Annotated in this window: 25 protein-coding genes; 12 read left to right on the top strand and 13 right to left on the bottom strand. The window is 61.6% G+C overall.

All coding sequences use genetic code 11. The annotated features are described in order from the left end of the window. Together CGLAUT_RS07400 and CGLAUT_RS07395 are read left to right on the top strand one after the other, a co-directional pair. Positions 1-3,144, top strand: coding sequence for an FtsK/SpoIIIE family DNA translocase (locus tag CGLAUT_RS07400; RefSeq protein WP_290184357.1), 3,144 nt, complete (start codon positions 1-3; stop codon positions 3,142-3,144). Beyond that, positions 3,144-3,725 (top strand): DJ-1/PfpI family protein, encoded by a 582-nt coding sequence (locus tag CGLAUT_RS07395; protein ID WP_290184355.1) that lies wholly within the window; start codon positions 3,144-3,146, stop codon positions 3,723-3,725. The genes CGLAUT_RS07400 and CGLAUT_RS07395 overlap by 1 nt, the downstream gene beginning before the upstream one ends. A 9-nt stretch (positions 3,726-3,734) precedes the next feature. On the opposite strand, the gene CGLAUT_RS07390 is transcribed toward CGLAUT_RS07395, so the two are convergent. From CGLAUT_RS07390 to CGLAUT_RS07370, 5 genes are all read right to left on the bottom strand, one after another. Then, positions 3,735-5,363, bottom strand: a complete 1,629-nt coding sequence (locus CGLAUT_RS07390) for a SpaH/EbpB family LPXTG-anchored major pilin (RefSeq protein WP_290184353.1) — start codon at positions 5,361-5,363, stop codon at positions 3,735-3,737. 112 nt (positions 5,364-5,475) lie between these two features. Next, complete coding sequence (locus CGLAUT_RS07385) at positions 5,476-8,619, bottom strand: SpaA isopeptide-forming pilin-related protein (protein WP_290184351.1); 3,144 nt, start codon at positions 8,617-8,619, stop codon at positions 5,476-5,478. After that, positions 8,616-9,479, bottom strand: coding sequence for a SpaA isopeptide-forming pilin-related protein (locus CGLAUT_RS07380; protein ID WP_095660152.1), 864 nt, complete (start codon positions 9,477-9,479; stop codon positions 8,616-8,618). The genes CGLAUT_RS07385 and CGLAUT_RS07380 overlap by 4 nt, the downstream gene beginning before the upstream one ends. Beyond that, positions 9,469-10,410 (bottom strand): class C sortase, encoded by a 942-nt coding sequence (locus CGLAUT_RS07375; protein WP_095660151.1) that lies wholly within the window; start codon positions 10,408-10,410, stop codon positions 9,469-9,471. The genes CGLAUT_RS07380 and CGLAUT_RS07375 overlap by 11 nt, the downstream gene beginning before the upstream one ends. Positions 10,411-10,555: 145 nt before the next feature. After that, positions 10,556-12,124 carry a SpaH/EbpB family LPXTG-anchored major pilin gene (locus CGLAUT_RS07370; protein ID WP_095660150.1) on the bottom strand — a complete coding sequence of 523 codons (1,569 nt, stop codon included), beginning with the start codon at positions 12,122-12,124 and terminating at the stop codon, positions 10,556-10,558. Between the two features lie 573 nt (positions 12,125-12,697). Between CGLAUT_RS07370 and CGLAUT_RS07365 the strand changes: the two genes are divergently transcribed. Further along, a complete protein-coding gene (locus CGLAUT_RS07365; RefSeq protein WP_095660149.1) occupies positions 12,698-13,867 on the top strand; it encodes a TerC family protein in 1,170 nt (389 codons plus the stop codon). Between the two features lie 21 nt (positions 13,868-13,888). On the opposite strand, the gene CGLAUT_RS07360 is transcribed toward CGLAUT_RS07365, so the two are convergent. Further along, the gene (locus tag CGLAUT_RS07360; protein ID WP_095660148.1) at positions 13,889-14,176 is read right to left on the bottom strand and encodes a YciI family protein; all 288 of its coding nucleotides are present in this window, start codon (positions 14,174-14,176) and stop codon (positions 13,889-13,891) included. Between the two features lie 46 nt (positions 14,177-14,222). Here CGLAUT_RS07360 and pgsA point away from each other — a divergent pair, with 46 nt between their 5' ends. From pgsA to CGLAUT_RS07340, 4 genes are all read left to right on the top strand, one after another. Further along, positions 14,223-14,777: a CDP-diacylglycerol--glycerol-3-phosphate 3-phosphatidyltransferase gene (gene pgsA, locus CGLAUT_RS07355; RefSeq protein ID WP_332461810.1), complete on the top strand. Its 555-nt coding sequence runs from the start codon at positions 14,223-14,225 to the stop codon at positions 14,775-14,777. Between the two features lie 5 nt (positions 14,778-14,782). Then, positions 14,783-15,349: a CinA family protein gene (locus tag CGLAUT_RS07350; protein WP_095660146.1), complete on the top strand. Its 567-nt coding sequence runs from the start codon at positions 14,783-14,785 to the stop codon at positions 15,347-15,349. A 15-nt stretch (positions 15,350-15,364) separates the two neighbouring features. Next, on the top strand, positions 15,365-15,724 hold the full coding sequence (locus CGLAUT_RS07345) for a helix-turn-helix domain-containing protein (protein ID WP_415877120.1): 360 nt from the start codon (positions 15,365-15,367) through the stop codon (positions 15,722-15,724). A gap of 87 nt (positions 15,725-15,811) precedes the next feature. Next, complete coding sequence (locus CGLAUT_RS07340; protein ID WP_095660145.1) at positions 15,812-16,669, top strand: PspA/IM30 family protein; 858 nt, start codon at positions 15,812-15,814, stop codon at positions 16,667-16,669. Between the two features lie 61 nt (positions 16,670-16,730). Here the strand turns inward: CGLAUT_RS07340 and CGLAUT_RS07335 are convergent, their stop codons facing one another. From CGLAUT_RS07335 to CGLAUT_RS07325, 3 genes are read right to left on the bottom strand one after another with little or no spacing between them, the layout of a single operon-like run. Next, entirely contained in the window at positions 16,731-17,342 is a 612-nt protein-coding gene (locus CGLAUT_RS07335) for an energy-coupling factor transporter transmembrane component T family protein (protein WP_095661115.1), read from the bottom strand. Beyond that, positions 17,342-18,031, bottom strand: coding sequence for an energy-coupling factor ABC transporter ATP-binding protein (locus tag CGLAUT_RS07330; RefSeq protein ID WP_290184341.1), 690 nt, complete (start codon positions 18,029-18,031; stop codon positions 17,342-17,344). Before CGLAUT_RS07330 ends, CGLAUT_RS07335 begins: the two co-directional genes overlap by 1 nt. Before the next feature lie 5 nt (positions 18,032-18,036). After that, on the bottom strand, positions 18,037-18,648 hold the full coding sequence (locus CGLAUT_RS07325) for a biotin transporter BioY (RefSeq protein ID WP_290184339.1): 612 nt from the start codon (positions 18,646-18,648) through the stop codon (positions 18,037-18,039). Between the two features lie 92 nt (positions 18,649-18,740). Here CGLAUT_RS07325 and CGLAUT_RS07320 point away from each other — a divergent pair, with 92 nt between their 5' ends. From CGLAUT_RS07320 to recX, 3 genes are all read left to right on the top strand, one after another. Further along, positions 18,741-18,956 carry a DUF3046 domain-containing protein gene (locus tag CGLAUT_RS07320; RefSeq protein ID WP_095660142.1) on the top strand — a complete coding sequence of 72 codons (216 nt, stop codon included), beginning with the start codon at positions 18,741-18,743 and terminating at the stop codon, positions 18,954-18,956. Positions 18,957-19,151: 195 nt separating this feature from the next. Beyond that, positions 19,152-20,297: a recombinase RecA gene (gene recA / locus CGLAUT_RS07315; RefSeq protein ID WP_095660141.1), complete on the top strand. Its 1,146-nt coding sequence runs from the start codon at positions 19,152-19,154 to the stop codon at positions 20,295-20,297. 3 nt (positions 20,298-20,300) lie between these two features. Further along, positions 20,301-20,912 (top strand): recombination regulator RecX, encoded by a 612-nt coding sequence (gene recX, locus CGLAUT_RS07310; RefSeq protein WP_095660140.1) that lies wholly within the window; start codon positions 20,301-20,303, stop codon positions 20,910-20,912. Between the two features lie 31 nt (positions 20,913-20,943). Here the strand turns inward: recX and CGLAUT_RS07305 are convergent, their stop codons facing one another. The 4 genes from CGLAUT_RS07305 to gluA are packed head-to-tail and all read right to left on the bottom strand — an operon-like array spanning position 20,944 to position 24,343. Beyond that, the gene (locus tag CGLAUT_RS07305) at positions 20,944-21,900 is read right to left on the bottom strand and encodes an amino acid ABC transporter permease (RefSeq protein WP_290184337.1); all 957 of its coding nucleotides are present in this window, start codon (positions 21,898-21,900) and stop codon (positions 20,944-20,946) included. Further along, complete coding sequence (locus tag CGLAUT_RS07300; protein WP_290184335.1) at positions 21,901-22,587, bottom strand: amino acid ABC transporter permease; 687 nt, start codon at positions 22,585-22,587, stop codon at positions 21,901-21,903. It abuts the gene before it with no gap. Positions 22,588-22,642: 55 nt separating this feature from the next. Beyond that, the gene (locus tag CGLAUT_RS07295; protein WP_290184334.1) at positions 22,643-23,536 is read right to left on the bottom strand and encodes a glutamate ABC transporter substrate-binding protein; all 894 of its coding nucleotides are present in this window, start codon (positions 23,534-23,536) and stop codon (positions 22,643-22,645) included. 57 nt (positions 23,537-23,593) lie between these two features. Then, the gene (gluA, locus tag CGLAUT_RS07290; protein WP_425551689.1) at positions 23,594-24,343 is read right to left on the bottom strand and encodes a glutamate ABC transporter ATP-binding protein GluA; all 750 of its coding nucleotides are present in this window, start codon (positions 24,341-24,343) and stop codon (positions 23,594-23,596) included. Between the two features lie 153 nt (positions 24,344-24,496). Between gluA and miaB the strand changes: the two genes are divergently transcribed. After that, positions 24,497-26,038: a tRNA (N6-isopentenyl adenosine(37)-C2)-methylthiotransferase MiaB gene (miaB, locus tag CGLAUT_RS07285; protein ID WP_290187088.1), complete on the top strand. Its 1,542-nt coding sequence runs from the start codon at positions 24,497-24,499 to the stop codon at positions 26,036-26,038. A gap of 22 nt (positions 26,039-26,060) precedes the next feature. Continuing rightward, on the top strand, positions 26,061-26,696 hold the full coding sequence (locus tag CGLAUT_RS07280) for an Rv2732c family membrane protein (protein WP_290184332.1): 636 nt from the start codon (positions 26,061-26,063) through the stop codon (positions 26,694-26,696). Positions 26,697-26,708: the final 12 nt, after the last annotated feature.

Genomic DNA, 26,708 nt, shown 5'->3' with positions numbered 1-26,708 from the left:
ATGTCTGTCAAAAATTCCGCACCTCGCTCGACGCGCTCCCGTACTGCCAGGAGTGGCCCACGCGGCCACTCGTCAGCGAGCCGTCCTGCCGGGCGGGATTATGAGGCACCCACCTCAATGACCCACCCGCCGACATCCTCAATGGTGGCTGCCAACACCGCGGATGAGCGGGTCGGTTCGGCGACCAGGGCTGTCGGGAACTCGATTAGCGCGGCCGCTGGATGGGTCGGCTCCGCCCTTTCTGGGCTCGGAGCAGGCAACCGCGACAGAGGTGAAGACCGGGACGATGATTTCGAGCCGTTCGGTCCGGATGACGACTATGGGGAGCCAGAACCCCGCCGGGGTCGCCGCCCGCGTCGCAGTGCTGAGGACGCGTACCCCGTGAACGAGTCAGATGCAGATGATGAGTCCCGGGAGGGTCGCTCCTCGCGTGGCGGCGCGAGCCGCTCGACGTTCGCCAGCCACGCTGACGCATGGGGGCTGGTGCTGCTAGGGCTTGCTGCAATCATTGGCGCATCGGTGTGGATGGATATTGCCGGCCCAGTTGGCAATGCCATCGCGCAAGGCTGCCACTGGGTAATCGGTGCTGGCGCCCTCATCCTGCCCGTCGTGTTGGTGGGCATCGCCATCGCGTTGATGCTCAATGTTCGCACCCCTGGTGCGGTGCGATCCCGTGTTGCGCTCGGACTCACCATTATTGCTATCTCCATGCTCGGGATGGTCCACGTCTTTGCGGGGAACCCGGCCGACTGGGAGACGCGCCGCATCGCCGGCGGGGCGATTGGCGCGGTTTTCGGCGGAGCGCTGGCCGCTGCGTTTTCGTCGTACGTCGCCATACCGCTGCTTGCGCTTGTGATTGTCTACGGGGCTTTGAAGACCACCGGCATCACGGTGCGCGAAGCATACGACTACATTGTCGATCTCTTCTCCCGCATGGTGGAGAAGGGGGTTGACGATGCCGAGTTCGATGAAAGCCTGGACGAAGACGACGATCTCTATGGTCACGTGGACCGCGAGCTCGAAGACATCGCCGAAGGACGCGATCGCACGACCCGTCCGGAACCGGTTGCGCCCCGCCCGGCAACCGCAGGTCGCAAGAAGCGCAACCGCCGCGCAACTCCGATGGACAACTATCCGGCGGATGGCGCCGATGCGACTGCGAACCTCTACGACTTCGCGGAAGACGTCGACACCGATGGCGGTGAAGAAGAGGCAGTCGATAGCGGCACGACCGTGGCCGTGCCGCGAGAGCCGAAGCGCCCCCGCCAGAAGAAGGCGCAGCGCACCCCGCCTGCCCGGCGAGAAGAGACGAGGGTCCTGCCGCGTGAGGAAGCCGAAGCGGGGGACCGTCGACAAGCAAACGAAGCCCCTGATGCGGTCGACTCCTCGCGGGAGGCGATGCGACAGGCGATCATCGCACGCAGCGGCATCGACGCTGCCGCGGTGCCCGCAAAGACACCGAAGTCTGAGCTGGAGAAGGAAGAGCCAGCTCCGGCGCCGGCCAAACGCGTGTCCCAGAACCCGGACTACACGCTGCCGACGACTGACCTGCTGGTGCCCGGTGATGCGCCGAAGACCCGTACCGCAGCGAACGACCGGATGATCGAAGCGATCACGGACGTGTTCGAGGAGTTCAACGTCAACGCACAGGTGACCGGGTTCTCCCGCGGCCCGACCGTGACCCGCTACGAGGTGGAGCTGGGCCCGGGTGTGAAGGTCTCCAAGATCACCAACCTGCAGTCGAACCTCGCGTACGCCGTGGCGACGGATAACGTGCGCCTGCTCACCCCGATCCCTGGCAAGTCCGCCGTGGGCATCGAGGTCCCGAATCAGGACCGCGAGATGGTGCGCCTGCGCGACGTGCTCGACGCGCCGAAGGTGGCTGCCGATTCGGACCCGATGCTCATCGGCCTGGGCAAGGACATCGAGGGCGACTTCGTGGCGGCATCGGTGCAAAAGATGCCGCACCTGCTGGTGGCCGGTTCGACCGGTTCCGGTAAGTCCGCTTTTGTGAACTCGATGCTGGTCTCGCTGCTCACGCGCGCCACACCGGAGGAAGTGCGCCTGATCCTAGTGGACCCGAAGATGGTGGAGCTGACCCCGTACGAGGGCATTCCGCACCTGATCACGCCGATTATCACGCAGCCGAAGAAGGCGGCGGCGGCCCTGCAGTGGCTGGTGGAGGAAATGGAGCAGCGCTATATGGACATGAAGTCCGCGCGCGTGCGCCACATCAAGGACTACAACCGCAAGGTCCGCTCCGGCGAGCTGGTGGCCCCTCCGGGCTCGGAGCGCGAGATGCGCCCGTACCCGTTCATCGTCTGTGTTGTCGACGAGCTTGCGGACCTGATGATGACCGCGCCGAAGGAAATCGAAGACTCGATCGTGCGCATTACGCAGAAGGCGCGTGCCGCGGGCATCCACTTGGTGCTGGCGACCCAGCGCCCGTCGGTGGACGTGGTCACCGGTTTGATCAAGACGAACGTGCCGTCGCGTCTTGCCTTTGCCACCTCCTCGCTCACCGACTCCCGCGTCATCCTCGACCAGGCGGGTGCGGAGAAGCTCATCGGCATGGGCGACGGGCTGTTCATCCCGCAGGGCGCCGGCAAGCCGCAGCGTCTCCAGGGTGCGTTTGTCACCGATGAAGAGATCCAGGCTGTCGTCGAGGCCGCGAAGAGCCAGGACGAGCCGGACTACGTCGAGGGCGTGACCGAGGAGAAGGCTGCCGAGGCGAAGCAGATCGACGAGGAAATCGGCAAAGACATGGACGACCTCCTCGAGGCTGTCGAGCTCGTGGTCACCTCGCAGCTCGGCTCCACGTCCATGCTGCAGCGCAAGCTTCGCATCGGTTTTGCCAAGGCCGGCCGACTCATGGACCTCATGGAATCACGCGGCGTCGTCGGCCCGTCGGAGGGCTCGAAGGCCCGCGAGGTGCTGGTCAAGCCGGAAGAGCTGGAGACGATCTTGTGGATGATCAAGGGAGCCGACCCAGCTGAGGCCCCCACAGAGGAGCCTTCGCTTTTCGACGGCTCGGCCGACGCCGACCCCACCAGCGACCCCGACAGCGGCTCAGCTGATGCCGAATCCTCTGGCGATGCCCGCACCGTGCAGGCGACCTATAATCCGACTGGCGGTGCGTTTTAGTGCGGATCTCGGTCGTCCTGTTTGAGGATTTCGAGCTGCTTGATGTAACCGGCCCTGTCGAGGTGTTTGCCAAGGTGGAGGGCTTAAGCGTGGAGCTACTCTCCGCGGATGGTGGACCGGTTACCAGCAGCCAAGGTGTGGAAATCGTGGCCCACGCGGATTACAACGCGATGAGTGGCGATGTCCTGCTCGTCCCAGGAGGAGCGGGCACCCGCGTGTTAGTAAACGACCAAGCCTTCCTCGCCCAGCTAACCGATATGTCTGTGCGCGCGGCGATCACCGCATCGGTGTGTACCGGGGCAGCGTTGCTTGCAGCAAGCGGGCGTTTAGATGGCTACCGAGCCACCACCAACAAACGCGCCTACGACTGGGCAACCTCGTTCGGCGGCAATGTCGAGTGGGTGCGAAGCGCCCGCTGGGTGCACGACCGGGACCGTTGGACGTCCTCAGGTGTTTCAGCCGGAACCGACATGGCGCTGGCTTTTGTCGCACACCATGTTGGGCAATCTGCGGCCGATGAGGTTGCAACCATCCTCGAATGGAACGCCGCACTCGACCCAACAGATGACCCGTTTGCTTAGCGACGTGTCTTAGTACTTACCTCGACGCCGCGCTGCGTAGGCACCGCCGCCGAGCAACGCCAAGCCTGTAAGGACAAGACCGATCACACCGACACCACCGACCTGCGGCAGCGGGAGTTGAGGGCGCTCTGCGTTCTCGACCGCGACTTCAGCGCTGAACGTGAGCTCTCCAACCGTCGTCGGTTGCACCGCATTGTTCCGGGTTACACCGGTGATCTTTCGAGGCGTCTTATCAAGCACGTAGCCGGATGGCGCTTTGGTCTCCTGGATGCAGAACGTCAAGTGCTCTCTAGGAGTAGTCGCAGGCTTGCCGTCAACATAGTCTTCCACGTGCAGGGCGTTGATCACCGCCTGGCCACCGGTGGCCTCGAAATCCTTCACTATCAAGGACCGATCCCCATCGGAACACTGCTTGTCGCCTGGGACGGAGAAGACATCGAACGCAGCGCCGTCAAGCAGCGCATCGGGGGTGCCAGCCTTGTGCTTGGTTACCCGGACCGCGGCGATGTACGACTCGACGTGAGTTGTCGGCGTGGTGAACTTCCGGTCGTCGAAACCTGGCTTGCCAAAGACTTGGTTCTTGCCGGTCACGTGGGCGTAGTTGGACACTTCGCCGTCGGTCACGCCCGTACTTTGCCCTTTCTGCTGAACCGGGTTGACCTCGCCGGTCAGCGTCACCCGCAGCATGTCGCCGGGTTGCAGGCCGGACAGTACAGTCTTATCGGTCACGGTGATGGTACGGGAGGTATCAGCGACAACCTTGCCGCTTTCCTTGATCGCAGAGGGGAGCGGTGTCGGTCCGCTGATCTCATAGTTCGGCACCGCTTCAGTTCCGTCAGCCTCGCGGACAATCTCGGCCTTTTCCACTTTGAGACCATTCACGAACTCACCAGCGAGGTATGAGTCCACAACGCTGAGCTCCGTCAGTTCGCGCTGCGGAGGCAAAAGCGGCACCGGCGCATTCACGGTGTAGGTAAACGTGCGGTTATCAGGCATGGCGGGGTGCACGCCCGCATCCTTGACAGTCTTGGTCACTTTCAGCTCGGTGTTTTTCGGATAGACGTGTACCTGCCGGATCCACGCATCGTACGGTTCGGCTTCCGGATCAAACATCGGCACAGCCACCACGAACGGCGCCGACGGGACATAGGCCCCATCCTCCGACTCAGGTACTCCGGTCTCCTCGACCAGGTACACGCCGAAGGGCAGCCCCTGGAAGGTGATCTCACCGTTTTCGTTGGTTGTGCCTATGAATGGTTCGACTCGCTCATCGAAGCCGAGAGCGTTTAGCTTGTCGACGTCTACGCCATCCGCTGTCGTCTGCAGTTCCGCAGCCTGAGCGATCGCGGCATCATCAATGTAGCCATCAGCATCGATGAGGCTGAGATTCAGTTTGCGAAGGGTGAACTCTGCCCCAGCAAGGGGAGTGCCAGGTGTATTGGTGGATTCTTTGCCCGCAACATGCGGATCACCATGAGTGTCAGCGCCGACCCGCTTGTGCAGAAAGATCGTTGCAGAACGTGCTGAATCTGCGTGCGCTACGGGGGCTTGAGTTATGGGGGTGCCGGTAGTCGTACCGAATACGAGCCCGGCCGCCAGTACGGCGGTGGCGAGTTTGCGGGAATAGGTCTGAGCCATAGTTCAGACTGCCTTTCGATAGCCCCGCGCTACATCGCGCGGGTGTGCAGGGACCCCGGTCCGATGGAGTCGGCCGGGGTTAGCGGCGGGGTGATTGGTGCGAGTTGCGCTGCTACGCAGCTCGTCGCATAGTCCGCGCGGCGGCTGCGCCGGCCGTCATTATCAGCAAACTGATCATGACCTGGACGAAGACGCCCGTGCCACCGGTCTTGGGCAGTTCTCCGCCCTTTGTGTTGGCTAGTTTCATCGTGATCATGGCCTCGTTGTCGGAGCCGGTTTGGTCGATGCCAACGATTGGGAACGTGATGATCTGGGCTTTGTTCTCTTCTGTCAGTTCGATGCCGGTTTGATCACTTTCGTTCTCAAGCACGTACAGTTTCGTGGCGTCACCGTCCCTGGCCACCCGGAAGAACACCGGCTGAGCCAGCAAGATGTACCCGCCATCAGCAGCCTTTGTCTCCGAGAGCTTGTAGCGGCCAGGCTTCAATTCAGTCCAGTTGAACTCGCCTACTCCGGCGTTCTCGACAGCAGATGGAGCCTTTTTACCTGCGTTGTCCGCATCGAGCCCTTCAAGTTCAAACTCCGCACCCTCAAGGCCGATAGTGTTGTCCTGAGCATCGACCTTGTTCAACTTGAACTTGAATGTGCCGGGTTGAGGTGGTTCAGATGGGATTCGGTAGTACACCACGCAGTGGATGCCGCCGTTGACGGGCACATCTTTCAGACGGAAATCGTTAGTCTTCTCCGACTCGAGTGCGGTGGTTGTAACCGGTTTGCCAGCTTTGGTGCTGCACTGGGCGCGCTCACCGTTCGGACCGGCATCCATGCGTATCCAACTGCTGGGGATCTTGCCTGCGGGTTCTTTGATGTCGATCTGGGTGTAGCCAGTGGTGCGGTTCAACGGGAATCCGGCCTGGTTGTTGTCACCTAGCTTGTTCACGGTGTCCGGGACTTTCGACTGCTGTTCCTCGGGTCCGGACGTCGGGGTCATGTCAGCAGTAAACTCCCACTGATTGGCGTTGGTCTCGTCATTGGTGCCGCGAGTGTTGGCGAAATTCGGGACAACGTTCTCGTCGTCGCCTTCGTAGAAGCGTCGCTCGACAGTCACCTGGCACGGAAGGTTGAGGGAATTCAATAGCGCTTGCTTGAACACTTCCTGCTCGGTGAAGAACACGAAGTCCTTCGAGCGCAGGGATCGCTCGTCAACACCACCCTGACCGCCAGAGACGGCCTGCAAGTTCAGCTCGGAGATCTCCAGGTTCGACAGACGCTTTGATGGGATCGGGGTGCCCCAAAAGGTTGGCCACTTCGCCGGGATGCCCACAGCCACCATGCGCGAGCCCTGAGACTTCACGGTGTTGGACATGGCGATAGCTGCTTCCAGCTCGCGCATCTCACTTTCCGCACCGGAGTTACCTTGGCCCGGGCTACCAGCCGGGTTGTTGTACACCGTCGGGTTACCGTCAGTGATGAAGTACACCACGTCGTACGGGGAGTTCGGGTTCTTCGCGTTGTATTCCGCTACCTGCTCCAGGCCGTCTTCCCAGTTCGTCGCTCCGGAGGAGCGTCTGGTAGTCAGGTTGTTCTTCCAGCTCTTCAAAGCGGCGCGGCCTTCCGGGGTGTAGGTCGGTTTCGGATCCAAATTGGGCAGGTTCCTAGCATCGCCCGGGGAGGTCGTGGAAAAGCTGTATAAACCCAGCTCAGTGCTGGTCTCCGCCAGACCGTCGATAACGCTGCCGACGACGTCGCGCATGACATCCATGCTGGTGCCCATGCTTCCGGACGTATCGACAATGAGCGCCGCCTTGAGGCCACAGGTCTCCGGCATCGCCGGGTTCTCACGCACCTGGGTGAACGAGCCCAAAGAGCTGCGGTACGGCACGTGGCCACCAAAAGCACCCTGATACTGACCAGTGGTTTCCTCGTACATGAAGGACGCGGAGTCGAAGTCGCCCCAGTCCGAACCATAACCATCCCGGTTGAAGGAAATACGCTTGTACTTCGCACCGGAGTAGTAGATCTGGCCGCCTTTGAGCAGCGGTGTCGGGTAGGCGTGACGCAGGATGCGCGCACGGCCAGTGTCCGTGTCACCAGAGACACCCAGGCGGACCCAGTCTTGTACCTTGTAGCCAGGCGAAGCCTGTTCCATGACGACCCAGTAGTAGTCGTAGATGTCCGCGCCGTTGCCGCGGGGAATCTCAAAGACACACTCGCCGTTGGCATCTGCCGTACACGTCGCCCACGGTTGGTTGATCGGACGTGCGTTCTCACCGCGAGCGCCCTGCTCCCAGGCCGTTGCCGTCTCAGACATACCGAACTTCTTGTCGTTCAGCGGGGCGTATAGGCGCAGGACAGCACCCTCGCCGGGGGTGTTTTGGAAGACGCGCTCCAGACGCTCGCCGTTCGGGCCAGACGCGCGGGTTGCACCGTTGGTGCCTGAAAGCAATTTATCGCCAGCTACCTGGACGACGACGCGCGCTCTGTCGGCGGGGACGGGGCCGTTAGGGGCGATTGGTGCCCCGCCTTCAACCTCGATGTTGTTGAGCGTGAGTGGGAGTACCCCGTTGTAGAGGTCCCATTCGATGTTGCGGGAAGCGCGTTCGTTGGCGTAGATGGTTGCGGTGACGGTTGCGGTGCGTCCCATGTTCTCATCAGCAATGTCGAGGGTGATGACATCACCGGTGACTTCGTCTGGGATGAGGGCTTCATCGTCTTCGGTGGGGATGTCGGGGTAGGTGAATACTTCGACGGCGTCCTTGTTGAGTTCGGCGCCGTCGATGGTGGCGTTTTCAACCGAATCAAGGTTGAGGGTGCCTTCGGTGCGCATCAACGAGATCGCATTAAGCGGCAACACCTGCCCGGTTACCTCATCGGCGGGAAGGTTAACCGTTGCCTCGAGTTCGTATTCTTCTTTGCCATCTGCAGTAGTACCTACGTGCGTGAAAGTGACGTCTTCAGCGAGTTCCGGTTCGGTGAGCTGTTTTGGCTTTGCCGATGTAGTGGCAGGCGCATTTTGAGCCGGCTTCGCTTGGGTTGGTGCGTTTTCGGCGGTCTTGGTTTCGGTGACGGTGACGGCGGGTTCGGCATCGATGGTGTTTCCGGTTTCGTCGGTGACGGTCCAGGTCTGCTCTGTTGTGGCCGCAACGGTGGTGGTTTGTGGGGCAGCGATTGCCGGGGTTGCGGTGAACAGTACGGCGGCAGCTGCCGCCGCGGCGGCGATGCGTTTCGTCAATGAGCTTTCGTGAGTTCGCATCATTTCGCCTTCTTCCTTGAGATGAGCACGCCGAGTCCGATGAGGGTGAGACCGACGAAAACGATCAGCAGTACGCTGGCACCTGTTTCAGCCAGCCGGCCCGGCCCGGGCTTGACCGGAGAGTCTTCCGGCGGGGTGTTTGGAGCTAGATTGTCTCCTAGGGGTGTGTCCACTGGGAAAGTGTCCGCTGGAGGTGTCGCCGGTGGTGGGGTGACTATCGGGGTCGTGATTTTCCCCGGCGGGGTATCGGGAGGAGCTGGGGTTTCTTTCGCTCCGGGTGGCGACGGCACGCCCGGTGTGGCGGGGGTTGTGGTCGGGGAGGGTTTGACCACCATGACGTTGTCGTAAACAAACCGGGTGCCGTAGGCATCGGTTAGCGGGAGGACAATCCATTGCGGTGCGGAGGTGTGGTAGTTGTGCTCCGCATCGGGGGCGAGCTCCTCCAACAAGTAGAGACCGGGTGCGAGGTTGGTGAAGGTGACTTCACCGTTGCTGTCGGTGGTTTGGGTTGCGACCGGTTCGCGTTTGACGGCGTCCCATTCTTCTTTTGTGCGTGCGCGGCTGGCTTCGTCGCGATCAGCATCTGTGCCTACTGGGATGTCCGGGGCGATGAAGAGTGTGAACTTCACACCTTCGAGACGGCCTTCGGGAAGTTCACCTTCATGGGTGTCGTCGTAGAGGTTGCCCTTCGCCTTAGTGACTTTCAGGCTGAGTGCACGGTTGCGGTCGACGGACTGCATCGAGATTTTGCCGTCGTTGCCGCTGACCGGACGAGACTGAGCATCAGCATCCGCAATACCGCCAGGGACCGTAAGCAGCATCACGGCTGTGGCTGCGCTGGTGGCAAGGAGTCTAGCTTTCATCGTGTGTGTCATCTTTGGCATTGGTCAGGGCGGGAGTGTGTTGTTTGCGAAGCCACCAGATGATGGCGGCGGTGGCGAGGGCGGCGATGGTGAGGATGAGCCACATCCACCACTGCATGAGTTTGGTGGTTTCGTCGAAGACGTTGGCTTCCTGCGGATCCATGGGCACGCGGTGGGCGTGGATGAGGAGGCGGTGGGTGTTGATGCCGTACGGGGTGCAGGTGATTAAGGTGACGAGGTCTTGGCCAGGGATTGACGCTAGGGAGTCCGTCTGATCCGGGAGTACGACTTCGGTGTCGTGGACTTCGTATTTCATTTTGTGCCCGTAGGTGTTGATGTAGATCGCATCACCTACTTGGACGTCTATGAGGTTGTCCCACAGCGTCGCGTTGGTCAGTCCTGTATGGCCGGTAAGCACGGTGTGGTTGCCTTCACCACCGATGGGTAGTGCGGAGCCGAAGAGGTGGCCGACACCTTTTTGCAGCGTGTCTTCGCTGGTGCCGTGGTAGACGGGCAGGTTGGAGTTGATCGATGGGATCGCGACCTGGGACATCGCTGGGTAGTCATCCAACTCATCGAGGTAGGCCTGGTAGTCGGCGTTGTCTTTGGAGATGCGTGCGAGCCACGGGTCGAGGATTGGGCCGTCGGCGCGAGTGTCGTTGTAGCTGCGGGCAGATTCCAGCGCTCGCTCAAGAGCGTCCGGGTCGTTTTGCTCGCCGTAGCGCACCTGGCTTTGGTAGTCGTCGACGGAGCGTTGTTGGAGCCAGTTGTTCCATTGGGTGGAAAAGACTGGGTAGACCAACACGGTTAGTCCGAGCAGCATGATCAGCAGCGGCAGGAGTACGCGACGGTTGGCGCTCTGTTCTGCGGTGCTGTGGAGTGAGCTGTTTTTGCCTGGCTCTTGTGGTCTGGCTCCGACGACCGAAGACATGGTGGCTCCTTAGTGATGAAAAGTGGGTGGGGATACTTTGTTTCGGCTTTGGACGCCTCCCCACATGGGTGCGCCCACACCGGCTAAAAACCGCATGGGGTCTAGCCGGTGTGCACGGTGCACTACATCGAGTGCGTGCCTGGGGTTAGGCGTTTTGGCGACGTGCGGCGAATGCGCCACCGCCGAGGATTGCCAAACCAGCCAGGACCAGGGCAACAACACCCATCCCACCGGTCTGCGGCAAGGAGAACTCAGGACGCTTCGTGTTCTCAACGTCCTTGGAGATGTTGTAGACCTCGGTCGTAACCTGGTCGTCTGCAGTCGCAGCCGTGACTTCGCCCGCGGTCAGAGTGAACGGGATAGCTGCGGTGAGCTTCTGGTAGCCAGACGGTGCCTCGGTCTCGACCAGGCAGTAGGTGTCATCGATGGTCTCGGTGCTGTTGGCTACGTCGGTGACGTGCAGATTGTTGATGAACAACTTGCCGTTGCTGTCGGTAACCAGGTCGCCGGTCTCGATCTTGGTGTCAGCACCCGCCTTGACACCGTCACAGGTGGCGTCGGAGGAGACCTTGTGCAGCTCGAACTTAGCGCCCTGGAGCACCTTGCCGTCCTCGCCCTTCTTCACGATGCGCACCGCACCGAAGTAGGAGGTGACCTTTTCCTCCGGGGTCTTGAACGGCTCGTCGACGGTGGTGGAATCGTCGGTGCGCTTGGTGGCACCGGTGGTGTCGGCGTAGTTATCAACCGCACCGTCATCGAGGCCCTCGCCACCCTTGACGACGGTCTTGGCGACCTCAGCCTTGATCGTGACCTGGATAGCGCCACCCTTGCTGTCGGTAAGCTTCTGCAGGCCAGCCTCGGTGAACACAAACGAGGTCTTGGTGTTTGCGTCGCCCTTGTCACCGGCGGTGTACGCGTCGGTAGAGACGGTGTAGTCAGTGCCCTCGGCAAGAGCCGTGCCGTTCAACGTCAGCGCGCCGATCTCCGGGTTCAGTAGTTCTTTGTTGTTGTAGTAGTCGTTGAGGCTGAATTCGGTCAGCGTGCGACCCTGCGGCATGACCGGTGCGTTGGTGTCGATGGTGTAGTCGATCTTGTCACCAGCAACCGGCTGACGGTCCTTGTCTACGACCTTCTTAGTGGTCTTCAGCTCAGTGTTCTTCGGGTAGACGTGAACGTCGCGGTTCCACTCATCGTTGTTGGCGATCGGTACGTACACGATCATCGGGGCAGCCGGGATGTAGACCGTGTCGGTTGAGGCAGGTGCCGCGGTCTCAGTCAGCAGGTAAGCACCAGCAGCAAGGTCTCCGAAGGTGACTGTGCCTTCGCCTTCGGTTGTACCGGTCTGGGCAGTTCCAGGAGTGACTGTGTTTCCGTCGGCATCGACAACAGTTTCGCCGGACACCTTAAGACCGGCTGCCGCGGCGAAGGTTGCGTCATCAGTGATCAACTGCAACGGCTGGAGAGAGAATTGCGCGCCGTTGAGCGGTTCACCCGGCGCACCGGTGCCGAGATCCGAGCCGTCGTGGTCGCTACCCAGTTCAGAGTGGTTTGTACGCTTATGAACGGTGATAGAGCCGGTTGCCTCGTTGACAGTGTCGATGGACTGCGCGAACGCCGGGGCGGTGTTCAGCACGACAGCGGTACCGATGGTGCCGGGGATTGCAAGACCTGCCGCGAGCGCGATAGCTGCGGTTCGCTTCATGGCGTGTGCCATAGCTTTACCTTTCGATGTAGAAAGTATCCGCTCCCGCGACCCAAACCTTTGAGTCGGGGCGGATGTGGGTGAACGATGTCTACACGGCCATCACAGGAGATTGCCAGCAGAACGAGCTAGACATTACGAACGTTAAGTAAGCGAGTCAACTGAAAAATCAGATCTATAAATAACTTTATAAACCATTAACGGGTCGCAATCTGTTCATGCCGCTATGTACAGGGTTTCCACCGGATTGGTTAAGTGAAAAATGAAGAAGAACACCTTCTCGCATCTCTAACCTGAGAATGCGATTTCAACTACATCTGTCTACCGCTGAACACGCCGTCCAAACATTCTCGATTCGAATAGCGTGCTTCATGCGGCGGCCACGCCGATGCGCCGTGTAGGGTGTCTTAGCGTTGTGAAAACGGCAGCGTTTTCGCACATGGAGGGGAGTACCCCAGAATTGTTGGAGATCGTCAGCACGGAGCCGTCGTCAAGCGGAAGCCCCGGTCTTCACAGCCCGCGTTGGCGGGGGAGACCTCCGGTCCGACCCACCTACCTTTCCCTTAAGACCGGAGGCAAACACCTATGGACGTTCCTTTGTGGATCTGGCTCATCACCTCGGTGGTGATCCTCGGATTCTTCGTATTCGACTTTGTGTCCCACGTGCGCACGCCGCACGAACCGTCAATGAAAGAGTCGGGCGGCTGGGCGCTGTTTTACATGACGATGGCGTGCATCTTTGGCGGCATCGTCTGGTGGCTGTGGGACGCCGAGCACGGCCTGCAGTTCTTCACCGGCTACATCACCGAGCTGTCCCTGTCCGTGGACAATCTGTTCGTGTTCGCGCTGATCATGGGCTCGTTCAAGATCCCGCGCGCGTACCAGCAGAAAGTGCTGCTCATCGGCATCGTCATGGCGCTGGTTTTCCGCCTCATCTTCATCCTGCTGGGCGCGGTGATCATCTCCGCATGGTCGTGGGTGTTCTACATCTTCGCCGCGTTCTTGATCTACACCGCGGTCAAGCTGGTTTACGACGAAGCCACCGACCAGCCGGAACAGGACCCGAACGACATGTTCGTGGTCAAGACGCTGCGCAAGGCGATCCCGGTTACGCAGTCCTACCACGGCGACAGCCTCGTTTCGAAGACGCAGTCCGGTAAGAAAGCGGTCACCCCGCTGTTCGTGGCGCTGCTCGCCATCGGATTCATCGACGTGATGTTCGCGTTCGATTCCATCCCGGCGATCTTCGGCATCACCCAGGAACCGTTCCTGGTGTTCACCGCGAATGCGTTCGCGCTGCTCGGCCTGCGACAGCTGTACTTCCTGCTCAACGGCCTCCTGGACAAGTTGGTGTACCTGCCGTACGGCCTGGCCATCATCCTCGGCTTCATCGGTGTCAAGCTCCTGCTGCACGCGCTGCACGAGAACAACCTGCCGTTCATCAACGGCGGCGAGGGCCTCAACGTCCCGGAGATCGGTACCGTGACCTCGCTTGTGGTCATCGTCGGCGTGCTGGCGATCACCGCGATCGCGTCCGTTGCGAAGCAACGCAGCGACGTTAAAAACGGCAAGATCGATCCGGACGAGGAGAGCTACCGCATCGATTACGACGATCACGGCAACCGCCGCAAGATCGACAAGGACGGCAACCACGTCGAGTGGATCGACGACCCGGCTACCTCCGGCAAGGGTGACCACACCGCGACGGGATCACGCGAGACGGAGCACCTCGACGTGGCGAAGGGGCAGCGTTAGCCGTCGATAAGCGAAAAAGCTCTAGCTGAAGATGTTAGAAACCGGGTTCCACTCGCGGATCTCGCGCTTGGCCAGCGCGCCGGCGGCGATGTAGGGATCCTGGTCCATCAGCTCGGTGGCATCGGACTCGGTCGCGGTATCCGGCAACTGAATGATGATCAGCGCCTGAGTGCCGTCGACGTACGGGCCCGAGCCGACAATCCGGCCGAGTCCTAGCTGGTTGGAAATGAACTCGCGGTGCTTAGGGCGGGTGGCGTCGATCAGGGCCGCGTCGTCGCCGTAGGTGTAAGTGCATGCAAAATACTTCATGCGTGGCAGTTTAGGCCCGCAAGCGGCGGTCGGTAGGGTGGACGGCGTGAGCACTTCGACCCCGGCGCCTGGCAAGCAGTCCAACTGGAACTTGCCGAACATCCTCACCAGCCTGCGCATCCTGTTCATTCCGGTGTTCGCGTGGCTGGTGCTGAGCCAGCAATGGTGGTGGGCGTTCGGCCTGTTTGTGGCGCTGATGGTCACGGACAAGCTCGACGGCGACATCGCCCGCGCACGCGGCCTGGTGACGGACTTTGGCAAGATCGCCGACCCAATCGCGGACAAGGCCTTGATGATCACCGCCCTGGTGACGCTCAACACCGCCAGCAACCTGCCGATCTGGATGACGGTGGTCATCATCATCCGTGAGCTCGGCATCACCTTCTGGCGCATGGGCATGCTGCGCCAAGGCAAGGTCGTGCCCGCGTCGAAGGGCGGCAAGCTCAAGACCGTGCTGCAAACGGTGGGCGTGGGCATGTACCTCTGTCCGCTGCCGGAGTGGATGAGCGTGCCGACGTACATTGTCATGCTCCTGGCCGTGGTGGTCACGGTGGTCACCGGCATTCAGTATCTGGTTGATGCGAAGAAGGTCAATCAGTGAGCCCAATGAGCACAGCGAGCATCGAGCAATTGCTTATCGACGAACTTCGTCAGCGCGGACAGACCATCGCGTTCTGCGAATCGCTGACGGCGGGGCTTGCGTGCGCGACTTTGGCTGGCGTGCCGGGGGCCTCCGACGTGCTGCGCGGCGGGTTGGTGACGTACGCGACCGATTTGAAGGTCACGCTCGCTGGGGTGGGCGAGGAAGTGGTCGCGCGCCACGGCGTGGTCTCGGCGCAAACCGCCCGCGAGATGGCTCGGGGCTGCAAGGCTGCGTGCGGTGCGGACTGGGCGGTGGCGTTGACGGGCGTCGCCGGGCCGGACCCGCAGGACGGCCACCACGTCGGTGAGGTGTGGATTGGTGTCAGTGGCCCGAAGTGGACCGCGTCGTCGCCCGCGGCCGAGTTGGCGCCTATAGCGATGAGCCGTTACGCCCTGGTTCCAGGGGAGTCGGAGCCGGTGCGAGTGTTGGCGGGCAACCGCAACGAGATTCGCGCCGCTGCCGTTGAAGCAGCGCTGCGTGGGGCGCTGAAGGCTGTGCGTGACCAACCCGAGGGAACAATTGCGGGGTGAGTACCGTTGAACTCAATGATGGCTACAACAACTCTGCTTTTTGATGCACCGGCAACTGTGCCGGTTTCCCCGGTGCGTAACCCCCGCCAGCGCGAACCCTTGCTGCGTGAGGCGCTCGGGATGTCGCTGCGTGCCTACCGCGCCGATAAGGGCGTGACACTTCGAGAGCTTGCCACCCACGCGATGGTTTCACCTGGCTACCTCTCCGAGCTGGAGCGTGGGCGTAAAGAGGTCTCCTCCGAGGTGCTTGCCTCTATCTGCCAGGCGTTGGACACCACCGTGGCCGAGGTGCTGCTCGAGGCTGTGGCGAACCTATCGCTGCCTTCAATCAATGACGAGTTGGCTTCGACCACTCCAGCTGCAGCCGAGGCCTAAAACCCTGAGCGCCTGCAGCGTGGCGGGCGGATCGCGTCTATTGTGGTTACGCGATAGATAAAACATTCCACGAAAGGTCTTTGACCCATGGCGAACCCGTTCAAGAAGTTCTGGAACTACCTCATGGCCCTCTTCGACAACAAGATCGAAGAGAACGCTGATCCGAAGGTCCAGATCGAGCAGGCGATTAGCGAGGCGCAGCGTCAGCACCAGGCGCTGTCCCAGCAGGCAGCTGCTGTGATTGGCAACCAGCGTCAGCTGGAGATGCAGCTGAACCGCCGTCTGGAGGACGTGGAGAAGCTGCAGGCGAACACCCGCCAGGCGCTGCAGCTCGCTGACAAGGCTCGCAACGAGGGCGACCAGAAGCGCGCAAGCGAGTACGAGAATGCCGCAGAGGCTTTCGCTGCCCAGCTGGTGACCGCAGAGCAGGGCGTGGAAGACACCAAGCAGCTCCACGATCAGGCGCTGCAGCAGGCAGGGGCCGCGAAGCAGGCCGTGGAGCGCAACGCGGCACACCTGCAGCAGCAGGTGGCTGAGCGCTCCAAGCTGCTGAGCCAGCTCGAGCAGGCCAAGATGCAGGAAAAGGTCTCGGAGACCATGCGCCAGATGAACTCCATTACCGCGACTGGCCCGAACCTGGATCAGGTGCGCGACAAAATCGAGCGTCGTTACGCGAACGCGCTCGGTGCCGCCGAGCTTGCGCAAAACTCCATCGAAGGCCGTATGGCTGAGGTTGAGCAGGCAGGCATCCAGATGGCTGGCCACGGCCGCCTCGAGCAGATCCGTGCCGAGATGTCTGGTGAGCTGACCTCCGGCTCGAAGCCGGCGATTGAGCAGGGTGCGAACGGCCCGGGTGCAGCGCAGCAGTCCCAGCAGCCGTCCGGGGCTGGTGTCTCGGACGACGCTGTTGCCGAGCGCATGCGCGAGCTGCGCGGCGAAATCTAACGCTTCTGCATCTACCGCCTCCATCCCGTTGTATGACTGCGGGATGGAGGCGGTTTTGGGCTTAATCCACCGCGCCGCGCGCCATGAGCGCCTCGCCGATTTGGCGGGCGCGGCGCACCGCTCGGATCACAAGCGGCACACCGAAGGCGGCGAAGGAAAACCCGGCACCGCGGGCCCGGCGCGCGTCGAGCACTTCGTTCGCGGTCGCCAGCATGAGCGGGATCAACCGGATGGTCAGGGCGATGGTGAGGCTGATCAGTTCCACGGGAACACCAACGCGAGCGAGCGGCTGGAGGCTCTGGTCAAGCGCGTCCAACAGCGCTTCGACCGTGGTAGTCAGCGTCAGCAAGTTCGCAGCGGCGATTGTGGCGGTCAATCCTATGCCCGTGGTCAGAGCCGCTGCCAGTCCGTTTTGCCACCAGATAAACGCGCAGAGGAAGAGTAAGAACGGCAACAACGTTACGAACTGGCGCCAGGCCACGCCGACTGGGATCCCGGCGAGCGCATACAGCACCATGATCAATGTCAGGGCCGCCATCGATTGCCATGGCAGTGTCGGCCAGATGGTCACCCAGAGGACGAACGCGACCAGCAGCAAGAACTTCAGGCTCGGGTGCACCCGATGCAGGAAGGAACTACCGGGAACGTAGACGCCTAGCGGTAGCTCGCGGATCACGGCTTGGCATCCATTCGGTCGATGTAGAAGGCGATGGCGTCGTCCGGGGAGCCGTCGTAAAGCAATTGCCCCTCGTCGATGACCAGCACGCGGTCGAAATCCCGAAGCATGTCCAGGTCGTGGGTGACTACCACCAATTGCTGCTCCAAGCTCATCAGCTCGCGGATGATGCGGCGGCGGTTGCGCAGGTCGAGCAGCGTGGTTGGCTCATCTGCAATCACGGTGTCCGGCTCGATCACCAGCACCGAGGCGAGCGCGAGCATTTGCTTCTCGCCGCCTGAGAGGGTGTGCGGCGAGTTTTCGGCCAGGTGAGAAAGCTCGAACCTCTCCAGCACCGCGGTGACCCGAGCCTGGACCTCAGCGCGGGGCAGTTTGAACCGACGGAGCGAGAACGCCACATCGTCGCTCACCCTTGGCATGACAATTTGTGATTCCGCGTCGGAGAAGACGAATCCCACCCGTTTGCGGACGTCTTTGCCCTGGCTCGTGGGGGAGAGGCCGTCGTAAAGCACACTGCCTGTTGTGGGTTCGATCAAACCGTTGATCATGCGCACGGTGGTGGATTTGCCGGAGCCGTTCGAGCCGATGATGCCGACACGCTGCTCGTCAAAACTGACGTTGAGCGGGGCGAGCACGGTTTCACCGTCGTAGGAAACGCAGGCTCCGCGAAACTCAATGAGGGGCATGATGCTTATCGACGGCCCCTGCGGATGTCCGGGATCGCCGAGTGCACTCCGATTGCGACGGCGATCACGAGCGCAATCTCGATTGCATCGGTCAGCACGAACGGCAATTGGGCTTGCCACGCCTGGATGAACGTCATGTCCGCGCGGAACATGAAGCCGAACACGCCGAAGAAGTACTGGATGAAGAGTCCTACGTAACCTGCGATGATGAGCACAGCAATTGCCATGCCCCGGTTCGACTTGAACGGTGCACGGTAGGCGATCGCGCCGACAACCCAAGCGGAAACCAGGTAGCCGACAAGGTACCCGACCGTGATGCCTCCGATTGCGGCGATGGTGGTACGCCCGCCTGCGAGCACCGGAAGTGCCAGGCCTACCAAGAGGAACACTGCGGCGGTGAGGAAACCGCGGCGGCGTCCGAGAACCAGGCCGGCGAGGATGACTGCGGCGTTTTGCAGCACGATCGGTGCGCCGAGGGCGCCGACTGGGATGGCGAGGAACCCCAGCACGATGATGATCGCGGCGAAGACTGCAATGTAGGCGATGTCAGTGGCAGTGCTGGCGCTAGAGCTGGAGCGCGGCGGTTGGGAGTCTGAAGAGGCGTGCACAGATGTCATGTGAAGAAGGGTATCTGAACGGTGTTCAAGCGATATGAAAAAGGCGCGCTTACAGAAAGGGAGAGGCGTGGGGTGTGTGTAGGTTAGGTGGCATGCGTTTGACGGAATTTGATCAGCTCGTGGAAGACGAGTTCGGCGCGGAGCGTGCGCAGTGGATCGTCCAGTCGCAGGTGCTGCCGCAAAGCGATCGCACAGCGGCCGAGCTAATCGAAAATGGTGTCGATCCGCGCGTCGTGTGGGAGGGGCTTTGCGACGCGTTTGACGTGCCCGAGGAGCGGCGTTTAGGGGTAGATCGGCCGGGAAAGTAAGGCAGGGAAGGTTGCGTTCGGGTGCGCGCGTGTCACATTGTTATCGAACATGTTTGCGTGTACGTTCGAACGTGTTGAATCCGCGTTCTAGGATTTCGAAGTGTTGATGGAACCGAGACGGTGTCGGTGAACGTCTAATACATATCGGTTAGAAGCACGCACGCTAGCTACACATCGCAGGAGAGTTACAAGCACATGGCAGCAAAGAAGAAGACTGGAGCCGCTGGCAACGACCGCCAGAATGCGCTCGATGCAGCGCTGGCGATGATTGAGAAGGACTTTGGCAAGGGCGCCATCATGCGCCTGGGTGAGGACAACCGCCCGCCGATCCAGTCCATTTCCTCCGGCAATACCGCCATCGACGTGGCACTGGGCATCGGTGGCTGGCCGCGCGGCCGCATCGTGGAGATCTACGGCCCGGAGTCTTCGGGTAAGACCACGGTGGCGCTGCATGCAATCGCGCAGGCGCAGAAGGCTGGCGGCATCGCGGCTTTCATTGACGCGGAGCATGCGCTGGATCCGGACTACGCGAAGAAGCTTGGCGTAGACACGGATAACCTCTTGGTCTCCCAGCCAGACACTGGTGAGCAGGCACTAGAGATCGCCGACATGCTGGTGCGCTCCGGTGCAATCGACATGATCGTCATCGACTCCGTTGCGGCACTGACTCCGAAGGCGGAGATCGAAGGCGAGATGGGTGATTCCCACGTGGGTCTCCAGGCCCGCCTGATGTCGCAGGCGCTGCGCAAGATGACGGGCGCGCTCTACAACTCGGGTACCACCGCGATCTTCATCAACCAGCTGCGCGAGAAGATCGGCGTGATGTTCGGCTCTCCTGAGACCACCACCGGTGGTAAAGCGCTGAAGTTCTACGCCTCCGTGCGCTGCGACGTGCGCCGCATCCAGACGCTGAAGGACGGCCAGGACTCGATTGGTAACCGCACCAAGCTCAAGGTGGTGAAGAACAAGGTGTCGCCGCCGTTCAAGGTTGCCGAGTTCGACATCATGTACGGCGAAGGTATTTCCCGCGAGAGCTCCATCATCGACATGGGCGTGGACAACGGCATCGTGAAGAAGTCCGGCTCGTGGTTCACCTACGAAGGTGAGCAGCTCGGCCAAGGCAAGGAAAAAGCCCGGCTGTTCCTCAAGGACAACACGGAACTGGCTGACGAGATCGAAGACAAGATCTTCAAGGCACTGGGTGTCGGGGCATATGCGGGCAAGGATGCGGCGAGCGATGAGCTTTCGGACGACCTCGTCGATATGGTCCCCAACATCGACTTCGACGATGACGAGGACGAAAACGACGATGTCAACCTTCTGCCCGCGCAGGGCAGCTAGCCGTTGAATACGCCCGACCCGGACAAAATCGCACGGCTACAAGAGGCCCTCGATCACTACAAAACACATGGGGGCGGAGAACTCTTCGACCGCACCCACGAGGAGGCCATCGCACCCGTGCGTAAGCGGGCGCTTGGCCTCCTAGATCAGCGTGCCCGCTCCCGGCACGAGCTTCGCGAGCGGCTGCTAAAAGCCGAGTTCGAGGAGGACCTCGTAGAGGAAGTGCTCGATTCCCTCGAGCGCTCGAGGCTGCTCGACGACAAGGCGTTCGCCCGCGAGTGGGTGCGCCAGCGTGCAGCGGCCCGTGGAAAATCCGCGCGAGCACTTGACCTCGAGCTGCGAGACAAGGGCGTGGCAGCGGATATCCGCGCCGATGCGCTCAGCCAAGTTTCTCCGGAGGACGAAGAGGCGCAAGCACGGGTGCTGGCGGAAAAGAAAGCCCGCGCTGTGAAGGCACCACCCACGGATCGGCAGGAATACGACAAGCACTTGCGCCGTGTTGTTGGCGTACTCGCGCGGCGCGGTTACTCCTCAGAGATGTCGCTGCGTGTCGCGCGTGAGACCTTGGACGCGCGAATCGATGCGCTCAACTCGGACAGCAGCGACGTGGGATAATTCGCGTTGCCATGGGCCGTCGATAAGCGGCTTAGTGCCCTCGGTCGGGGTTTTCTAGCTCGGTGTAGCCCGGCGCGTGCCAGTCCACGTTGACGGTGTCTTTCGTGTCCAAGCCCACGCCTGCGCTGGCAGCCTCAGGCACCTTGGCAAAGATGTTGCGTCGTGCGCGCCCAGCCCGTAGCTGGCGCTCGACGCGCTCGGCGAGCAAGGTGAGCGCGTAGTTGATGATGATCATGATGACGCCAACAACCACGAGCGAGGCCAGGAAGTTCTGGTTCGTAGAGGCGGACTGGATGCCGGAGCGGACCACCTCGACGTAGCCGATCTGGTAGCCCAGCGCAGTGTCCTTGAGCGCAATCACCATCTGCGCGATGAGCGCCGGCAGCATCGCCGCGATGGACTGGGGGAGCAGGATCGACCACATGGTCTGCCAGTGCGACATTCCCAGCGCACGGGCTGCCTCGGTCTGGCCCTTCGGCAGCGAGTTGATGCCCGCGCGAAGGATCTCCGCGATGACCGAGCCGTTGTAGAGGGTGAGAGCCACAACGACCGCCCAGAATGCGAGCCCGTTCGGCGGCACGAGTTTGTAGACCGCGAAAAGCTGGTAGGCGAAGATCATCAGCAAAAGCACTGGGATTGCGCGGAAGAACTCCACGATCACCGCGCAGAACCCGCGCACGAGGCGTGACTCGGAGAGTCGGCCGAGGCCGAAGATGACGCCGAAGATGACCGCGAACACAATGCTGGTGAGCGCGGCCTTGATGGTGCCCCATAAGCCGGGCAAGATGTAGGTCTTCCAGGTGTTGGCTTCAAGGAACGGGGTCCACTTTGCCGCGTCGAGCTGGCCTTTGTCGCCGAGGGTGGACAAGACCCACCAGGCTGCCAGCGCAAGCACGACGAGGGTGATCACCGTGTAGATGCGGTTGCGCATGATGCCCTTGGGGCCGGGCGCATCGTAGAGAACTGTGGCGCGCACTTCTTGTGCCATTTACTTCTTCACCGCCATTCGGTCAGCAAGGCGGCCAACGATTAGGCCCATGGGCAGGGTTAGGATGACGAAGCCGAGCGCGAACACACCGAAAATGATGAACAGCTGGCTCGCGTGGAACTCGATGGTGGACTTCATCAGCAAGGACGCCTCGGCCACGCCGATCGCGGAGGCGATCGTGGTGTTCTTCGTCAACGCGATGAGCGTGTTGCCCAGTGGCACCAACGCCGCGCGCCAGGCTTGGGGGAAGACGATCTGCGTGAACGTCTGTCCGAAGCTCAAGCCAAGCGATCGCGCCGCCTCGGCCTGGCCGAAGTGCACGGTATTGATGCCGCTTCGCAGCGACTCAGCCACAAAGCACGAGGTGTAAAGAATGAAGCCGAGCACCGCGAGCCGGAAGTTCTGATCCATCAGAAACGTGCTGGAGTCGCGGCTGGCAAGTTGCAGACCAAGGTTTTGATACAACCCGAAGGAGCAGAACAGGATCACCAGGGTCAGCGGGGTGTTGCGCACCGTGTTGATGTAAAACGCCGAGATGGAGCGCAAGATCCCGACGGGGGAGACCCGCATCGCGGTCAAGATCGTGCCCAAAATGAGCGAACCGATGGCGGAATACACCGTCAGTTTGATCGTGGTCCAAAAAGCCGACAAGAGCTTGGGCAACAAATCTGCCCATAAAGCATCCATGCGTGTAACTCCTTGTGGTTGCGCGATGCGGGGAAGGGAGGAGAGGGACGGGGTGTTAGTTCAGGAAGGATAGGTCGCCCGGCTTCGCCTTCTCCACGCCTTGGCCGCCGTCGATGTTTTCGTCGACAAACTTGTCGAAGGAGCCGTCGTCGTACATCGCCTGCAGCGCCTTGTTGATTGCTTCGGTCGCGGCCGTGTCGTCCTTCTTCAGGCCGATGCCGTAGTGCTCGTCAGTGAACGGCTTGCCGTCCTTTTCCAGGTCGACCAGCTTGAAGGTGCCGGGCGACTGTGCTGCGTAGCCGCCAAGGATGGTCGCGTCGGTAGTCAGGGCATCGACGTTGCCTTGGCGCAGTGCCTCAACGCAGGAGGAGTAGGTGTCATACTCCTGCAGTTGCACGCCCGGCAGGGTGTCCTTGACCTTCTGTGCCGGGGTGGAGCCGGTGACGGAGCAAAGGATCTTGCCGTCGAGGTCCTCCAGGCCGTTGATGTCGGTGTTGGCATCCTGCACCAGCAGAGCTTGGTGGGTGAGCAGGTACGGGCCACCAAAGTTCACCGTCTCAGAACGCGATTTGTTGACGGAGTAGGTCGCGGTGATCATGTCGACCTCGCCGTTCTGGATTAGCGTTTCACGCTGCGCAGACGGGGTCTCGCGCCAGGTGATGGTCGGCTCGTTCCAGCCGTTGTCCTTCGCAATCGAGTTGACCACGTACGTCGCAATGTCAACGTCCAGACCGCTCATCGAGCCGTCCGGTTCACGCAGACCAAGACCTGGCTGGTCGTATTTGGTGCCCAGGGTGACGTTGCCGGCTTCAATGTGAGAGAGCAGGCCTTCGCCGGATGCGCCGCCGTCGCCGCCGGAGGAGCTGGAATCGGACCCACCGCAGGCAGCGATGGACAGGCTCAGAGCGGCTGCCGCAGTGGCTGCCATGATGCGGGTTGCACGGTTCATGGTGAACTCCTTCGAATCAGATTTGTGGAGGTGCAAATGTTTTGCAGTCGGGGTGCGCTAGTGCAGGATCTTGCCTAGGAAGTCCTTGGCGCGATCGGTCTGCGGGTTGGTAAAGAAGGACTCTGGGTCGGTGTCTTCGACGATCTCGCCGTCCGCCATGAAGATGACGCGGTCGGCGACCTTGCGGGCAAATCCCATCTCGTGGGTGACCACGAGCATGGTCATACCGGTGGCCGCGAGCTCGCCCATGACGTCGAGCACCTCACCGACCATTTCTGGGTCGAGCGCGGAGGTGGGTTCGTCGAAAAGCATGACCTTCGGGTCCATAGCCAGCGCTCGGGCGATGGCGACGCGCTGCTGCTGCCCGCCGGAGAGCTGGGCGGGGTACTTGTCGGCTTGGTTGCCAATGCCAACGCGGGTCAGCAGTTCGTCGGCACGCTTGTTGGCGTCGGCTTTCTTCGATTTGCGCACCTTAGTGGGGCCGAGGGTGACGTTGTCGCGGATGGTCAGGTGCGGAAACAGGTTGAACTGCTGGAACACCATGCCTACATCGGCACGCAGCTTTGCCAGCTCCTTGCCTTCCTCGGGCAGCGCCTTCCCGTCGATCTCGATCGTGCCGGAATCGATGGTTTCGAGCCGGTTGATCGTGCGACACAGCGTCGACTTGCCTGAGCCGGAAGGTCCCAGCACCACAATCACTTGGCCGCGGGGGACCTCGAGGTTGATGTTTTTCAGCGCATGGAAATCGCCAAAGTGCTTGTCCAAATCCTGAATCAGAATCATCGGTTCAGCAATCGCCTGTGTCATGCGCATTACATTTACCCGATTAACGTGACGGAAAATACAATTTCGCCAAAAGTTTACTCAAATGCTTATCGACGGCCCATTCGACCCGCCTCGAAACTCCCGTTTAGGCCCTCGTGGCCTGCAGCGTTAAACTTGGGCGCCGTGAGTACGGCGATGCGCAAAAACCCGGAGCGCACCTACGAGGTGCGTACCTTCGGCTGCCAGATGAACGTCCACGACTCCGAGCGCCTCTCAGGCATGCTCGAAGACGCGGGGTATGTCGCGGCAAACGAGGATGAAACCCCGGACCTGGTGGTGTTCAACACCTGCGCAGTACGTGAAAACGCCGACAAGCGCCTCTACGGCACCCTCGGCCAGCTCAAGCACACGAAGCAGCAGCACCCCGGCATGCAGATCGCGGTAGGCGGATGCCTCGCGCAGAAAGACAAGGACACGGTGCTGAAGAAGGCACCGTGGGTCGATGCGGTGTTTGGCACCCACAACCTCTCCGCGCTGCCGACGCTGCTCGAGCGCGCCCGTGTCGAGGACGCTGCCCAAGTCGAAATCGCCGAGGCGCTCGAGGTGTTTCCCTCGGTTCTGCCCGCCAAGCGCGAATCCACCTACGCCGGGTGGGTGAGCGTGTCGGTGGGCTGCAACAACACGTGCACGTTCTGCATCGTGCCGAGTCTGCGCGGCAAGGAGATTGACCGCCGCCCGGGCGACATCCTCGCCGAGGTGCAAGCGCTTGTTAGCGAAGGCGTTTCCGAAATCACCCTACTCGGCCAAAACGTCAACGCATACGGCGTGCACTTCGCAGACCCTGACATGGAGCGCGACCCATCGGCGTTTTCCAAACTGCTGCGGGCCTGCGGCGAGGTCGAGGGCCTGGAGCGCGTGCGTTTTACCTCCCCGCACCCGGCGGAGTTCACCTCCGACGTCATTGACGCGATGGCGGAGACCCCGAACATCTGCCCGCAGCTGCACATGCCGCTGCAGTCCGGTTCCGACAAGGTGCTCAAGGACATGCGCCGGTCGTACCGCTCGAAGAAGTTCTTAGGGATTTTGGACGAGGTGCGCGGGAAACTGCCGCACGCATCCATCACTACGGACATCATCGTCGGCTTCCCGGGCGAGACCGAGGAGGATTTCCAGGCCACGCTCGACGTTGTTGAGCAGTCCCGGTTTACTTCCGCCTACACCTTCCAGTACTCCCCGCGCCCGGGTACCCCGGCCGCGAAGATGGAGGGGCAGGTACCGAAGCACGTGGTGCAGGAACGCTTCGAACGCCTCGTCGCGCTGCAGGACCGGATCAGCGCGGAGGAAAACGCGAAGCTGATCGGCACAGAGGTGGAGCTGCTGGTCCAGGCCGAGGGCGGTCGCAAGAACGACCGCACCCAGCGCATGTCCGGCCGTGCGCGCGACGGTCGCCTTGTCCACTTCGCCCTCGCCGAGGCCGTCGACGGCGCAATTGACCGCGAGGTCCGCCCGGGCGACATCGTCCACGTCACCGTCACCGACGCAAAGCCGCACTTTCTCATCGCCGACTCCGGCATCACCGCGCACCGTCGCACCAAGGCTGGAGATAACTCGGAGGTCGGCCAGTTGCCCACAACCGCTCCAGTCGGAGTGGGCCTAGGCTTGCCGACGATCGGTGCGCCCGCGCAAACCCCATCCGGAAACGCGGACGCGTCCGGCACCTGTTGCGCAACGCACTAACACTTACAAGGAGGAGCCCCCGGTGGCCGAAGCAATGCAGCCTGCATCGATGAACGACCCGGATGCGCTGGCCAGAACCGAGCGCAAGGTGAGCGGTAGGCTCGCCGACGGTCCCGCGCGCTGGGTACTTCTCGCATGTACGGCTGCGTACCTTGTTGCGATGTTCCTTCCGTTCGCGGGTGCAGCCTCTGGATGGCAGCTCCTCGGTGCCACCGAAGCGACTCGGGACACCGAGACGGCCGTGACCGAGTACCTCTTCACCTGGGTGGCCTTCATCGGGCTTGGCGTACTTACGCCCATCGCGGTACTGACTCGGCGCTTCGCCGCCGCGGTCGCCGGGTGGATGGTCACCGGCATTTCATCGGTGTGCTGGCTCCTCGCAATGTGGCTCGGCCTCGACCACGGAGCGGGCATCTACGTGGCGATCGCCGCAGTGCTTATCGCCATCGCTGCCTACATTCCCGCCCTTGGCCGCCGCGGTGAACAGCAGCTAGAGATCGCTCGGCAGCGCGCCGCAGCGCAGGGGACTGACGACGTCGCGCGTCTGCAACGCTCCGCCACTGAGCAGGCGCACGCTCACGACCAGGCGCAGAACCCGCTGCTCATCGACGATCGCCGGGCCCGAGCTGCCGAACGGCACAAGCGCCAGGCGGACTAGACGGTTATTACT

This window comes from Corynebacterium glaucum, from assembly GCF_030408855.1.
Lineage (GTDB): Bacteria > Actinomycetota > Actinomycetes > Mycobacteriales > Mycobacteriaceae > Corynebacterium > Corynebacterium glaucum.
The sequence above is the reverse complement of the archived record's forward strand: the minus strand, read 5'-3'. Positions and strand labels throughout refer to the sequence as shown.

Excerpts from the sequence above, each read along its gene's own strand:
- CGLAUT_RS07375 (WP_095660151.1), bottom strand. The coding sequence starts at position 10,410 with ATGTCTTCGGTCGTCGGAGCCAGACCACAAGAGCCAGGCAAAAACAGC.
- CGLAUT_RS07400 (WP_290184357.1), top strand. The coding sequence starts at position 1 with ATGTCTGTCAAAAATTCCGCACCTCGCTCGACGCGCTCCCGTACTGCC.
- CGLAUT_RS07360 (WP_095660148.1), bottom strand. The coding sequence starts at position 14,176 with ATGAAGTATTTTGCATGCACTTACACCTACGGCGACGACGCGGCCCTG.
- CGLAUT_RS07320 (WP_095660142.1), top strand. The coding sequence starts at position 18,741 with ATGCGTTTGACGGAATTTGATCAGCTCGTGGAAGACGAGTTCGGCGCG.
- CGLAUT_RS07365 (WP_095660149.1), top strand. The coding sequence starts at position 12,698 with ATGGACGTTCCTTTGTGGATCTGGCTCATCACCTCGGTGGTGATCCTC.
- CGLAUT_RS07295 (WP_290184334.1), bottom strand. The coding sequence starts at position 23,536 with ATGAACCGTGCAACCCGCATCATGGCAGCCACTGCGGCAGCCGCTCTG.
- CGLAUT_RS07370 (WP_095660150.1), bottom strand. The coding sequence starts at position 12,124 with ATGGCACACGCCATGAAGCGAACCGCAGCTATCGCGCTCGCGGCAGGT.
- CGLAUT_RS07330 (WP_290184341.1), bottom strand. The coding sequence starts at position 18,031 with ATGCCCCTCATTGAGTTTCGCGGAGCCTGCGTTTCCTACGACGGTGAA.
- CGLAUT_RS07345 (WP_415877120.1), top strand. The coding sequence starts at position 15,365 with ATGATGGCTACAACAACTCTGCTTTTTGATGCACCGGCAACTGTGCCG.
- CGLAUT_RS07305 (WP_290184337.1), bottom strand. The coding sequence starts at position 21,900 with ATGGCACAAGAAGTGCGCGCCACAGTTCTCTACGATGCGCCCGGCCCC.
- CGLAUT_RS07350 (WP_095660146.1), top strand. The coding sequence starts at position 14,783 with ATGAGCACAGCGAGCATCGAGCAATTGCTTATCGACGAACTTCGTCAG.
- CGLAUT_RS07380 (WP_095660152.1), bottom strand. The coding sequence starts at position 9,479 with ATGAAAGCTAGACTCCTTGCCACCAGCGCAGCCACAGCCGTGATGCTG.
- CGLAUT_RS07390 (WP_290184353.1), bottom strand. The coding sequence starts at position 5,363 with ATGGCTCAGACCTATTCCCGCAAACTCGCCACCGCCGTACTGGCGGCC.
- CGLAUT_RS07300 (WP_290184335.1), bottom strand. The coding sequence starts at position 22,587 with ATGGATGCTTTATGGGCAGATTTGTTGCCCAAGCTCTTGTCGGCTTTT.
- CGLAUT_RS07385 (WP_290184351.1), bottom strand. The coding sequence starts at position 8,619 with ATGATGCGAACTCACGAAAGCTCATTGACGAAACGCATCGCCGCCGCG.
- miaB (WP_290187088.1), top strand. The coding sequence starts at position 24,497 with ATGCGCAAAAACCCGGAGCGCACCTACGAGGTGCGTACCTTCGGCTGC.
- recA (WP_095660141.1), top strand. The coding sequence starts at position 19,152 with ATGGCAGCAAAGAAGAAGACTGGAGCCGCTGGCAACGACCGCCAGAAT.
- gluA (WP_425551689.1), bottom strand. The coding sequence starts at position 24,343 with ATGACACAGGCGATTGCTGAACCGATGATTCTGATTCAGGATTTGGAC.
- CGLAUT_RS07325 (WP_290184339.1), bottom strand. The coding sequence starts at position 18,648 with ATGACATCTGTGCACGCCTCTTCAGACTCCCAACCGCCGCGCTCCAGC.
- CGLAUT_RS07340 (WP_095660145.1), top strand. The coding sequence starts at position 15,812 with ATGGCGAACCCGTTCAAGAAGTTCTGGAACTACCTCATGGCCCTCTTC.